The sequence below is a fragment of the Hymenobacter segetis genome (assembly GCF_054776495.1).
In genome coordinates, this window is the sequence record NZ_BAAHBV010000001.1 from 440,110 (window position 1) to 453,527 (window position 13,418).

Genomic DNA, 13,418 nt, shown 5'->3' on the forward strand with positions numbered 1-13,418 from the left:
GCCCCACCATTCCCGGTTTTGCCGAAGCTCATCCGTTATTTTGAGGTAAAATCCACAACCCTTCTTATCTTGGAGCCCGAATAGCAACCTTGCCAGCTAATGGCCGGAGGTTGCCATTCATTTCATCACCCACCCCCGTTTGATTTTCATTTTCCCTCTTCACCCCTTTTAACATCTTAGTTGTCATGAAGAAACAGTTACTTTTCCTGGGCCTGCTGGGCTTAGCCACCCAAGCTCGCGCGCAGAGTCCCTGGACCCTGGTTAACTATCCCAACAGCAACATCCTGACCCAGTATAATATCAATGACATCCACACTCTGTCGCCAACCGTGGCTTGGGGCGTAACGTCAGATAAGGTAGCTACTGGGGCTCCGGCTGCTATTCCCAATACCTTTATTCGTACGAATAACGCGGCGGGCGATGAATTTGATTTCAACTCCGTTACGCTGACTACCGACGGGGCTGTGCCAACGGCTCACTCCGCAACGCTGGGCAATATTTCCGGGGTCAGCGACCTCATCGCCGTGGCGGCTGCTTACCCTGGCAGCACTTTTGTGCAGCCCACCAACGGCTCGCCAGCCTATGGCGGCGAAATCCGCAAGACCACTGACGGCGGCACGACCTGGCTCAACAAAACCGTTGGTAAGTTCGTTGGCGACGGCTCTTTCTGTAACTGGGTGCACATGTTCAACGCCACGACCGGCGTAGCCCTGGGCGACCCTACCGGCAAGACGGCTACTAACCCGGGCGTTTTTGAAATTTTGCGCACCGTTGACGGTGGCGAAACCTGGAACCGCCTGACGGCGGGCGTTCCCGCACCCCTGCTGGCCGAATACGGCAACGCCGGCGCCTTCTACGCTTCTACCTCCACGCCGGGTACGCTGTGGACAGGCCTGGCTTCGGCCAATAGCACCGACCAGGTGCGGGTGTTCAAAACGACTGACTTTGGCTTGACTTGGACGGCTTCGGCCATCATCCCGAACATCATCGGGTCCATCTCGCAGTTGACTTTCAAGAGCAATAACCTTGACGGCATTGCTTACGGCTACGTCATCACGGGCTCGGGCTCCAGTGCCACAGTTACCGGCATCAACTACGCCCGCACCAGCGATGGCGGCCTGACCTGGTCGCCCTTCACGCCCGTAAACACGGCTACCGGCAGCTTCTTCCGCAATGCCATCGATGCCGTTGGTAATACGTACTACAGCACCGGTCCGCGGTACCCCGTGCCCACCACCGGCCAGGTTCCCGAAGATTTCGGTTTCTCTTCCAGCACCGATGGCATCAACTGGACTAACATTACGGTTTCCGGCAGCAATCTGAACAATCCGGGCTATTTCTTCTGCATGGACCTGATTGCCGGCACCGCGCCTAACAGCGTAGTGGGCTACGGTGGCCTCTACACGGATGTGAACGGCCTGGGCGGTGTCTACAAGTATTCGCGCACGACGCTGGCCACCCGCAATGCGGCCCTGCAAAGTGCTTTGAACGTGTACCCCAACCCCAGCGCTAACGGCCAGTTCAGCATAGACCTTGGCTCGGAGCTGAAAGCTGGCGCACAACTCACCGTTTCGGACGCTTTGGGCCGTCAGGTGAAGTCGCAGACGTTGAACGCCGCCACTGTTGGCTCGCGCAAAGTCAACCTCGACCTGAGCGGCGAGAAAACCGGTGTGTATACCCTGCAAATCCGCACGGACGCCGGCCTGGCCACCCAGAAGATTGTGATTGACTAAGTAGCTAGCCTTCTTTTGAAAAGGGCCTTTCTCTGCGGAGAAAGGCCCTTTTTTTGTGCCGGTTTGCAGGCCCTGGACGGGACTGCCACGAACCCCTTTCCAGCGCACAGGAAAATGAAAAAATCCGAGGATAAATGGCGCGAAAAATACTCAAAATGGGATTAAATATGTACTTTTGAGTGTTCAGTACCTAGCCGCCCGTGGGGCGGTTTTATGACCTGATTTAATCCCGCCCTCATGAGCGAAACAACAGCAAAGATTCCCCAGTCGGACTATTCGGCCGACAGCATTCAAGTTCTCGAAGGATTGGAGGCCGTGCGCAAGCGGCCCAGCATGTACATCGGCGACACCGGCCTGAAAGGCCTGCACCATTTGGTGTGGGAAGTGGTCGATAACTCGATTGACGAAGCCCTCGCCGGGCATTGCGACCTGATTAACGTGACCATCAACGAGGACAACTCGGTGACCGTGCGCGACAACGGCCGCGGCATTCCCGTGGACTGGCACGCCAAGGAAGGCAAGTCGGCCCTGGAAGTGGTGCTGACCGTGCTGCACGCTGGCGGCAAGTTCGACAAAGGCTCCTACAAAGTATCCGGTGGCCTGCACGGCGTGGGCGTGAGCTGCGTGAACGCGCTCAGCACCGATCTGAAGGTGACCGTGCGCCGCAACGGCCACAAGTACGAGCAGGAGTATAAAATCGGCTTCCCGCAGTACCCGGTGAAGGAAGTGGGCGATACCGACGAGCACGGCACCGAGGTGCAGTTCCTGCCGGATGCCACCATCTTCTCCGAAACTGAGTACCGCTACGACACCGTGGCCTCGCGTCTGCGCGACCTTTCGTACCTCAACAAAGGCATCCGCATCACCCTCACCGACCGTCGCGAGAAGCTGGATAGCGGCGAGTTTCGCGGCGAAGAGTTTTACTCGACCGGCGGCCTGCGCGACTTCGTGCAGTACCTCGACGGTGAGCAGCGGCCTTCGCTGCTCTCGGAACCCATTTACGTGGAGAGCGAGAAGGGCGGCACGCCGGTAGAAGTGGCTCTGCAGTACAATACCTCGTACCAGGAAAATGTCTATTCCTACGTCAATAACATCAACACCATCGAGGGTGGCACGCACGTAGCGGGCTTCCGCTCGGCCGTGACGCGGGTGCTCAAGAGCTACGGCGACAAGAACAAGCTGTTCGAAAAAGCCAAAGTGGAAATCACCGGCGACGACTTCCGCGAAGGCCTCACGGCCGTTATCTCGGTGAAGGTGATGGAGCCGCAGTTTGAAGGCCAGACCAAAACCAAGCTGGGCAACTCCGAAGTGAGCGGTGCCGTGAACTCGGTGGTGGGCGAAATCCTGATGCAGTACCTGGAGGAAAACCCCAACCAGGCCAACCGCATCATGGAGAAGGTGATTCTGGCCGCCAAGGCCCGTATTGCCGCTCGTAAGGCCAAGGACATGGTGCAGCGCAAGGGCGTACTCTCCTCAAACAGCCTGCCGGGCAAGCTGGCCGACTGCTCGGAGTCGGACCCCGAAATCTGCGAGCTGTACCTCGTCGAAGGAGACTCGGCTGGTGGCACGGCCAAACAGGGGCGCAACCGGGCGTTTCAGGCCATTCTGCCGTTGCGCGGTAAAATCCTGAACGTGGAGAAAGCCCAGGAGCACCGCATTCTGGAAAACGAGGAAATCAAGAACATGATTACCGCGTTGGGCGTGAGCTTCAACGAGCGCAAGTCGCTGGCCTTCACGACGGAGGACGACGGCACCGAATCGGGGCCGCTGAACTTCAGCAAGCTGCGCTACCACAAGGTCATCATCATGACTGACGCTGATATCGACGGCTCGCACATTCGCACGCTGATTCTGACCTTCTTCTTCCGCTACATGCGCGAGCTGGTGGACCGGGGCATTATTTACATCGCCCTTCCGCCGCTCTACCTCGTGAAGCGCGGCAAAGAGGAGCGCTACTGCTGGACCGAGGAGGAGCGCAGCCAGGCCCAGGAAGACCTCGGCCGCGGCAAGCCCGAAACGGTGAACGTGCAGCGCTACAAAGGCTTGGGCGAGATGAACGCCGAGCAGCTCTGGACCACCACTATGCAGCCCATGACCCGTACCCTGAAACAGGTAACGGTAGAATCGGCCGCTGAGGCCGACCACCTGTTCTCGATGCTGATGGGTGATGAAGTGGCCCCGCGACGGGATTTCATCGAGCGCAACGCCAAGTACGCGAAACTCGACGTTTAACTTCCAACTCAATGGAAAGGCCCGCTGCAAAGTGGGCCTTTTCTTTTGGTAACTCTTCCATTCTAATCGATGCGACAATTAATTTCTTCCGGTGCGCCGTGGGAGGCCGTGGTAGGTTATTCCCGGGCCGTGCGGGTAGGCAATGTGGTAGAAGTGGCCGGCACCACGGCCCAAGATGGCGACACCGTAACTGGCACCGATGCCTATTCCCAAACCAAGCGCGTGCTGGAGAAAATTGGGGCGGCACTTAATGCAGCCGGTGCATCGTTTGAGGATGTAGTGCGTACGCGAATGTTCGTGACCGACATCTCGCAATGGGAAGAAGTGGGGCGGGCGCACGGCGAAGTTTTTGCGACAATCCGGCCGGCGGCGTCCATGCTGGAAGTTAAGGCACTGATTGACCCGCGATTGTTGGTCGAGATTGAAGCCACCGCTATTATTTCCGCGTAGAGTGTTATTCCCGGGGCATATTTCACGTATTTTGCCCTGTCATCCTTATCCATTATGAAGCTCTTCAAGTCCGCCGACCTTATCCGCAAAAGCAAATACATCAGCCGCGATTTGAGCTGGCTACGGTTCAACTACCGCGTGCTCGACCAGGTGCAGGACGCCAGCCGGGGCCTATTTGATAAGCTTAAGTTTCTGGCCATCACCAGCTCGAACCTGGACGAATTTTTCATGATTCGCGTGGGTTCGCTGTATAATTACCTTGATTACGGCAAGGAGCGGATTGACTACTCGGGCCTGCGTGAGCTGCCGTTTCGGCGCAAGCTGTTGGATTTCGCGCATCGTTTCGTGAACGACCAGAGCCTGACGTACCTGAATGAGCTGAAGCCGAACTTTGAAAAGAACGGTTTCAATATTCTCAAGATGAGCGACCTAACGGAGTTGGAAGTGAAGAAAGCTGACGGCTACTTCAAGAACACCGTGTTTCCGCTGCTCACGCCGATGGTGTACGACTCGTACCATGGCTTCCCGCTGATGATGAACCAGATGCTCATCTTTGGGGTGGTCACGCGCATTGGCAACGGCATTGCGGTGGGCCTGGATGGCGAGGCCGAGAAAGGGCAGGAGCGTCTCACCTTTGTGCAGATTCCGCAGAACCTGACGCGGTTTTTTGAACTTACGCGCAAGGACAAAGTCATTTTTGTGCCCATTGAGGAAGTGGTGCGTGAGTTTCTGCCGCGCCTGTTCCGCAACGTGGAAATTGTATCGGCCGACCTGTTCCGCATCACCCGCAACGGGGATTTCACGCTGGAAGAGTCGGATGATATTGATAATGACTTTATCAAGGAAATTCAGGTGGGCCTGAAAACCCGCAAGCGCGGCCGCGTGGTGCGCGTGGAGGTGGAGCCGAACGCCTCGCCCGTGCTGATGAACGTGCTGCGCGAGCGGTGGAACATTGATAACGGCAACGTATTCGTTATCAACTCGCTGATTGACTTGAAAGGCCTTTGGCAGATTGTGCGCCACCCCAATTTCCGGGGCCGCGCCGCCAAGACGCCGGCTTCGGTGCAGCCGCTGAGCCTGCCCGAAGGGGCCGACGAAAACCTGTTTGAATACCTCAAGCACCACGATGTGCTGCTGCACCATCCCTACAACAGCATCGAGCCGATGGTGCGGCTGCTGGAGCAGGCGGCCGTGGACCCGCACGTGCTGGGCATCAAGCAGACTATCTACCGCCTGGCCGATGACTCGCGCGTATCGGCCGCGCTGCTGAAGGCGGCCGAGAACGGCAAGCACGTTTCGGTGCTGTTTGAGGTGAAGGCGCGCTTTGACGAGGAGAAGAATATCCGCGAGGGCGCACGGCTGGAAAAGGCGGGCTGCTTCGTGATTTATGGGGTGAGCAAGTACAAGACGCACACCAAGTTGCTCATGATTATCCGTAAGGAGGGCGAGAAGGTGACGCGCTACGTGCACATCGGTTCGGGCAACTATAATGAGCAGACTTCGCGTCTCTACACTGATGTTAGTTTGCTGACAACCAACGACGTGTATGGTCACGATGTGTCGGAATTCTTCAACGTAATCACCGGGCACTCGCAGCCTGACGATTACGAGTACCTCATCACCGCGCCGAAAGACATGCGGCAACAGCTCATTCACCTCATTCGGGAGGAAGTCAAGCACGCCAAAAAAGGACTGCCCAGTGGCATCGTGATGAAGATGAACTCGCTGGAAGACAAGGAGATTATTGATGAGTTTTATCGGGCGGCGAAGGCAGGCGTGCCTATTCGCTTCATCGTGCGCGGTATTTGCTGCCTGCGGCCGGGGCGGCCGGGCCTGAGCGAGAACATTGAGGTGCGCAGCATCGTGGGCGAGTATCTGGAGCACACGCGGCTGTTTTACTTCCACAATGGCGGCGATGCCAAGGTGTATGCTGGCTCGGCCGATATCATGGTGCGCTCGTTTGACCGCCGCATTGAGGCGCTGTTCCTGATTGTGAATCCGCAGCTCAAGCGGGAGGCCATCAATATCCTGATGATGAATATGATGGACAACCAGAATAGCTACGTGATGCGGGAGGATGGGGCCTATATCCGGCAGCACCCGGCTCCCGGCGAGCCGGTGGTGAATGTGCACAAGGACTTCTTCAAGCGTGATGAGGCGCAACTGGCCACTGCCACGGCTGAAGGCCTGCTAGCCCTGCTGGGCGTGCAGGCTCAGCGCCGCGCCGATGTGGCGGCTGCTCTGGAAGCGTCGGAAGCTGCCGCCGCGCTCACCGCATTGGAGTCTGTGGAAGCCAATACGCAGGATGATTCCTTCGGCGAAGGCGGGGAACCCGACGACGTGTGCGAGGACGATGCCACGCCCGTGGGGCACATTGACGAAGCGGCAGTGGGAGCGGCGCAGGTGTAGGCGGACTGAGCCGTTTGTCATTGCGAGCGAAGCGCGGCAATCCGTCCTGTAAAAACCAGACATTCTCTTTTACCAGAAAGCCCCGATACTTCGCAGTATTGGGGCTTTCTGTTGGCAAAAAAAGCTTTGTCATATCTCAGGGCTAGTCGCACTGAGAGGACGGATTGCCGCGCTTCGCTCGCAATGACAGGTGGGCACTTCACTCACGCAATGATGACCTTAGCCTTACTCCATTTCGGCGGGCTGGTTCTGCACGTCGGGAACGGGGAGGATGGCGGGGTGGCCGCCTTCGGGGCTTAACTCGTCGAAAAACTCTTCGAACAGGGCTTGGAGCATGCCGTCTTTCAGGCCGATATCGGGCACGACCATGGTGGTGACGTTGGCCCACTGCATGGCCGAGAGGTAGATGTGGCCAGCGGGGATGATGACGTCGGCGCGGTCGGGGTTGAGCATGGCCACGTTCACGCGCTCGGTCATGCTGAGGCCGGAGAGGCGCTTGAGCGTGGTTTCGATGGCGCGGCGGGTGATGTGCTTGTCGGGGGCCGAGGAGGTGAGGCTGTAGATTTTGTTGATGTTGCCGCCCGTGCCGATGGCGCGGGTGACGTGGTATTGGCGGGCGTTGTGGCGTACCCAGGCTTCCATGCGGGCCCAGAGCTCGGCCTGGGCTTCGGTGCCGACTTCGCCGCTTTCTTCCTGCTGCATGCGGCGGATGGAACCGATTTCGAACGACTGCGCGGCCACCTTGCGGCGGTCGTGGTAGATGTTGAACTCGGTGCTGCCGCCGCCTACGTCGATGTGTAGGTAGTGGCGCTTGTCTTCCAGCACGTGCTCGATGACGCGGTTGATGTAGAAGGCTTCGTCCTGACCGTCGATTACCTTGATTTCCATGCCCAGTTCCTGACGCACGCGGGCGGCAATGGCCGCGCCATTGGCGGCCGAGCGCATGGCCGAGGTGGCGCACACGAGGTAGTGGGCCACGTCGTGCACTTCCATCAGCAGGCGCAGGGAGTGCAGGAATTTGACGAATTTTTCCTCCTTGGCGGGCGAAATCTCGCCGCTGGCAAACACGTCCTCGCCCAGCCGCATGGGGAAGCGCACGTATTCGACGCGCTTGAGGCGGTAACGGCCTTCGTAATACAGCACAGCCGATATCTGACAACGAACGGCGTTGGACCCAATATCAATGGCGGCGAGCTTGCGAAGGGGGAAATTCATGCAGGAGCGGGGGATAAATAAAACCCAAAGGTAAGCCGCCGGGCGGGGCTTTGGGCATCGATTTTGGTTGCCCGGCAGGCGGGCGGGCTGAATCCTTGCTTACTCAAAAAACCTCACCCAGGTTTAGCGAAAGGCCATTGGAGCCGTCGGCTCCGAAGCCGTAGTCGATGGCCAGATTGGTGTTGGAAACCTTGTTGAGGCGGACGCGCAGGCCGGCCCCGGCGGCGGGTACTATTTTTTCGAAGCGCCGGCTTTCCTGCTCGGTCACGCTTTGAGCATTGGCGAACACCACGCCACCCAGCAGGTGGTTGCGGCTGATGCCGTAACGGTATTCGACCTCGCCGTAGAGCAGGTCATCGCCCCGAAACCGGCCCTGGATGAAACCGCGGCCGGTGTTGCTGTACGTGTCCCAGCCGGTGCTGGGCAGGTCGAGGAAGGGCGGATTGCCGGCGATGGTGACGGCGTTGTAGGACCAGAAAGCCAGGATATTGGCTGAGCGCGGCGAGGGGTGCAGGTAGGTGCGGGCGTCGATAAGCAGCATTTCGGAGGCGGTGGTGCTGCCGAAAGACTTCAGATTGGTGCGCAGTTGGGTGCTGAGATATTCGCCGCCTTGCGGGTTGATGGCATTGGCGCGACTGTCGTGCAAAATCGACAAAACCGGCCCCGACGACACCGATGTGCCCTCAATCCCGTAGCGGTAGCGCGAAATCCGGCTCACCTCGCGGAAGCTGTTACGGCTCACGATGTCCCAATGGTAGTCGAGCTGATAGCCCAGGCCCGCGTACCAGGCCGGGGCCACGCGTCGGAGGGCGCTTTCGTAGATGCGCAGGTAGTCGTAGTTCATGCTCACCACGCGGTCGGTGGTGCTGGTGTACATGCCCAGGCCGTAGGTGCTTTGGGGATAGCGCATCAGCCGCCAGTCGCCCACGAAATACCAGCGGTTATCGGGCAGCCAGATGGAGGAGGTGGCCGTGATGATGAGCTGGTCGTTGGCGGTGTAGGCCGCCCCGGCCAGCACGGTTGAGACGTTGGCTGCCGGGCGAGCGAAGGCTAGGCTGAACGCCAGCTGTGCGATGCCACCGGTTTGCTGGGTGTAGCCGAGTACGGGCACCACCAGTAGGGCCTTCTGGCCGTGTTGTAGAGAAAGCGAATCGTGGGCGGGCAGGCGCGGGAAGGCCAGTCGGGCCACGTCCACGATATCGGCGGAGGCCGGGAGGGGTGGCGCGTCTTGGCCGTGCGCGGTAAGCGCAATGCCCAGGATGAGTAGCGGCCCGGCGGCCACGGCGCGTTTTTGCCGTAGAAAAGAGGCGCGGAGCCAAGATAACATAGGAGGGTAACCGAAAAGGGCCGGACTGGTTTCGGCCGGCTGTTTTGGCATAGACCTCGAAGGTAGCCGAAGGTTACATCGGGCGGCACGGCATTCGGCCAATGGCCGGTACGGGTCGACGTTGCGGCAATTGAGGCCGTTAGAGAGGTCGGTTCGTGAAGTAGGGTGCGGGGCTTGCCCCCGCCCGTCGTTGAACAACAGTCGTTCAGCGACGGGCGGGGGCAAGCCCCGCACCTACTACTTGTTTAATTACTTATCCAACCGGAAACCCAGCCCGAACTGAATGAGCGAGCTTTCCACCGACTTCTGATAGGATACGGCGAAGGCCAGCGTTTCGACCACCGGGGCGATGTAGAAGCCCGCACCGTAGCCCGAGTGCCAGCCGCTTGGCGAAGCACCCTGGTAGTACACGCGGCCCTGGTCGTAGAAGCCAAATACGCCGTAGTAGAAGGGCAGGAAACCATTTTTGACCTGGCCGAGGGCGAGGCGCAATTCTGTGTTGTAGTAGAGGCTGGCATCGCCGCTGAAGCGGTTGCGGTAGTAGCCGCGCAGGCCTTCGTTCTGGCCCAGGCTGGCAAATTTGTAGAAGGGAATGTCGTTGTCGGGGCCGTAGTTTTTGGCGCCGCCTCCTTTCAGCACGAGGGTGACGGGGATGCCGATTTTGGCCGTGCCGTAGTATTCGGCGAAACCTTGAGTGAGTCCGAAGTTGCTTTTGGTGCTGGTGAGCTGGTAGTAGCTGTCGTGTTGCACGCGGATGCGGACGCCACGCTGGGCGAAGCCGGGACGGTTGCGCAGGTCGAGGTCGAACACGCCGTTCAGGCCAACTAAGCTCTGCTGGCTGGTGTTGGGCCGCACGTCGGCCGGGCGGGTGTTGATGGTGCCGAGGTAGGTATTGTCGCCAAAGCTGCTGGTATAATTCTCATACGTGGGGCCGACGCGGATAACGCTGCGCTGGAGGAAGGTGCGCTCCAGGAAGGCATTCACGGTGTAGCCCTGGTAGCGGGCGTTGTAGAATTTGTTGTCGTACAGCGTCTGGTCGAAGCCGGTGTTGTTGCCCAGCCCGAAGAAGCGGTAGAAGGGGAAGTAGCTGCCGTAGCTGGCCGTGGCTCCCACGTCAACTTTGCCAATGGCATAGCGGTGCCGCGTGCTGGCCGTGAGCTGGAACAAGCCGTTGATACTGCCCTGCACATCGAACGAGTACATATTCTTATACCCCGGCTTGCGGAAGCCCTGGCGCAGGAAGGTGATGCCCGCGCTGGCACCGAATCCGTCGTTGGCGTTGTAGAACAGGCCGATGCTGGGCCGGTAGCTGTTGAATTCGAACTGCTCCCGGTCGTATTCATTCACGCCGGGGCGTGTGCTGGTGCGGTTGTCCGATTCCGAGCCAAGCTGTAATTCGGTATCGGGCAAGTCGTAGACTTTGGTGAGGCGGCGCAGACCGCTGGCGGTGGAGTTGTCGGCAATTTTATCCTTGCCGTCGCCGCCAATCACGCGCACTAGAATGCTGTGCTTGCCACCGTCGCCCGTCACAGTGAATACGTCCTTGCCGCCGAGGCCGTAGAGGCAAACTTCCTGCGTTTCGTTGGGGTTGAAGGTGCGGTCGAACAGAGCCGCGCCTTTGGGGTTTTCGGTGTCGCCAGCGCGGTCAAACATCTGCACGCGCACCTGGCCGCCGGGCAGCCGGTTCACCTGGAAAACTTCGCCCTTGTTGGAGCCAACCACGTCGACGCGGCGGGCCAGTAGGAGGTAGTATTCATCGATAGCCTTAGGCAATTCCTGAATACGGGCCTTTAGCTTGCGGTTGATATCCTGCGCCGACAAGGACTGGATTTCGGCCGGGAGTTGGGCCGTGGCCCCGTCGATAACGGCAGGCGTGATTTTGGCTTGTAGATATTTAGCGGCTTCCTGCCACTGCTCGCGGGTGAGGTCCTGGAGCAGGAACCTGTCGAGGTGGCGGGCGGGCCAGTTCAGGCTTTTCATGTCCTGAAACTTGGTTTCAAAACCTTCGATGCTGGGCACGGCCCACTCGCGGTTGGCGAGGTAGGTGAGGAAGCCATTCCAGAGGGTGAAGCTCTGGTCGCGGTCGCGCGGGATGGGGCGGTAGAGCGTGCCGCCGTCCTTCTGCTTGTAGCCGGCCCATTTCCAGTTGTCCTCGTGCTTGCCGAAATCGGCCACCAGCATGTCGAAGGCGCGGGCGCGGGCCAGAGCGGGCTCGTCCACCTTGTTGTCGTGGTCCTTGTAGAGCTTGCGAAACAGGCCGAAGCTGCGCGTTACCTCATCGGAGCCGCCGAAGCCGGGCAGGTTGGGCTTGGGGTCTTTTGGCGAGTCTTCGAGGGTGCCGAGCAGATTGGCATATTCGGCGCGGTAGGGGCCGAGTTGCTGGTTGTCGGGCAGGCGGAACAGGCGCGGACGGGCGTGCAGAATGTCCGTCTGGTCCAGCATATAGCTGATGGGCAGGTTGCTGTACGGGTTGGCCGTGGCCGTTACGTCGCGCAGCACATCCGAGGCAATGGAGTTGCGCAGCTCGGGCGGCAGAATCTTGGTCACGTCCTTGTCCACGGAGCGGAAAACGTATTCCGCACTGTCGGCCGCAATGAGCTTGAGGGAAGTGGTCTGGCGTCCGCCGCCCTTGCCGGTGGGGCGCAGACCGCCTTTTTCGGCGCTCAAATCCAGCGTTTTCACCGTGACGGGTTGCAGCCACGACGAACGGTAGATTTTGCCGATGAAGAAATTACGGCTGCCGGTGGGCTTGTATTCCGGGCCGGGCACCACGGTGGTCGTGGCCTGGAAAGGCGCGTCGGGTTTGGCTTCAGCTACGGTTTTGGTAGCGCCGGGGCAGTTGGTGATGAACGGGTTGGCGGGGGCTTTCTGGTCGCCACCCTCGGCGCAGCCTGAGCGAAAGAGGGTGGCGGAGTAAGCGTCTTTGGCCGCCTGGCCTTTGTCATCGAAGGTGAAAACGTGCGTCTTCACGGTGCCATCGGCGAAGTATTCGAGTGTAGTATAGCCTTCCTCACTTTTGCTGTAAAGCGACTGGCCTTTGGCCCCCACATGCTCACTCTCGGCAAAGCTGCCGCTCACCACGTGGTAGTTGCCCTGAAAGGGCGTGATTTGCAGGCTAAAGTCGTGGGCGGCGGCGTAAATCACGCCGGGGTTGCTTTGCAGCGTGTTCAGCAGCTCTTTTTTCAACTCCTGGTAGCGCGGGTTGGCGAGGTCGCGCGGGGTGCCCACGTTCTGGCGGTAGGCCGCGTAGATGGTGCCGAACACCGGCGGGCTGAGGTGGCGCGAAAGCGGCTCGTGGCCGCCATACACGCCGTTGGTAACCACCGGGTGGTGGCCCAGCAGCAGCACGTTCTTGTTCTTGGTTTCGTCAATCAGGTCCTGCAGCTGCTCGCGGAATTCCTCCTTGGTGAGAGTCTTACAGTCAGTGTCGGGTGCTTCGGGGCGGTCGAAGGGATGAGTGAACCATGGGGTATTGATGGCCACGAGGCGCACCAGCGGGGCCACGTCCACCACTTCGGGACCGGGGCAGCCGTTGGTGGGGATGAAGGCATTCTGGCCGGGCAGCTGCTGCTCGATGTATTTTTCGAGGCGGCGCACGGCTTTGAGGCCGGCGGGGCCGGAGTTAGCCCAGTCCTTATCGCCGGGCAGGAAGTAGATTTTGCCCTGCGGTAAGTCCTTTACCAGGGCAATGAGCTGGTCGGCGCGGTCGCGCTCGGCTTGGGCCAGGGCGGTGTCGCTTTTGGCCACCAGGCCGGTATTACCCACGATATCGCCGAGGTGCACCACGGTGAAAGGACCGGTTTGCTGCTCCAGCGTAGCACGTAGTAGCTTGAGGCGGGCGGTGGGCAGCTCGGCCTGGGCGGTGTTGCCCAGCAGGAAAACGGTGTGGGCCGGGGCCTGGGCAAAACCGGGAACCGAAGCAGTAAGAAGTAGCCCCGCAAAGAGGGCGCGAACGTAGCGAAAAGGCATAAGCGAAGAAGATATAGCCTTCTTCTACGGCAGAGGAGTAGGGTGCGGTTATTTCCAGCGGCTTGAAAGACACATTCGCCTAT

Annotated in this window: 7 protein-coding genes; 4 read left to right on the top strand and 3 right to left on the bottom strand. The window is 59.5% G+C overall.

What is annotated here, in order from left to right; all coding sequences use genetic code 11:
* Positions 1-185 precede the first annotated feature (185 nt).
* From ACYU70_RS01935 to ppk1, 4 genes are all read left to right on the top strand, one after another.
* On the top strand, positions 186-1,733 hold the full coding sequence (locus ACYU70_RS01935; protein WP_342297878.1) for a T9SS type A sorting domain-containing protein: 1,548 nt from the start codon (positions 186-188) through the stop codon (positions 1,731-1,733).
* 237 nt (positions 1,734-1,970) lie between these two features.
* Complete coding sequence (gene gyrB / locus ACYU70_RS01940) at positions 1,971-3,965, top strand: DNA topoisomerase (ATP-hydrolyzing) subunit B (protein ID WP_342297877.1); 1,995 nt, start codon at positions 1,971-1,973, stop codon at positions 3,963-3,965.
* Between the two features lie 69 nt (positions 3,966-4,034).
* Entirely contained in the window at positions 4,035-4,415 is a 381-nt protein-coding gene (locus ACYU70_RS01945) for a RidA family protein (RefSeq protein WP_342297875.1), read from the top strand.
* A 54-nt stretch (positions 4,416-4,469) separates the two neighbouring features.
* Complete coding sequence (ppk1, locus tag ACYU70_RS01950) at positions 4,470-6,824, top strand: polyphosphate kinase 1 (protein ID WP_342297873.1); 2,355 nt, start codon at positions 4,470-4,472, stop codon at positions 6,822-6,824.
* Between the two features lie 225 nt (positions 6,825-7,049).
* Here ppk1 and ACYU70_RS01955 read toward each other — a convergent pair whose 3' ends face one another.
* The 3 genes from ACYU70_RS01955 to ACYU70_RS01965 form a co-directional block, all read right to left on the bottom strand.
* Positions 7,050-8,039, bottom strand: coding sequence for a Ppx/GppA phosphatase family protein (locus ACYU70_RS01955; protein ID WP_342297871.1), 990 nt, complete (start codon positions 8,037-8,039; stop codon positions 7,050-7,052).
* 103 nt (positions 8,040-8,142) lie between these two features.
* Positions 8,143-9,366 carry a BamA/TamA family outer membrane protein gene (locus ACYU70_RS01960; RefSeq protein WP_342297869.1) on the bottom strand — a complete coding sequence of 408 codons (1,224 nt, stop codon included), beginning with the start codon at positions 9,364-9,366 and terminating at the stop codon, positions 8,143-8,145.
* Positions 9,367-9,615: 249 nt separating this feature from the next.
* Entirely contained in the window at positions 9,616-13,335 is a 3,720-nt protein-coding gene (locus ACYU70_RS01965; RefSeq protein WP_342297867.1) for a BamA/TamA family outer membrane protein, read from the bottom strand.
* Between the last annotated feature and the right edge of the window lie 83 nt (positions 13,336-13,418).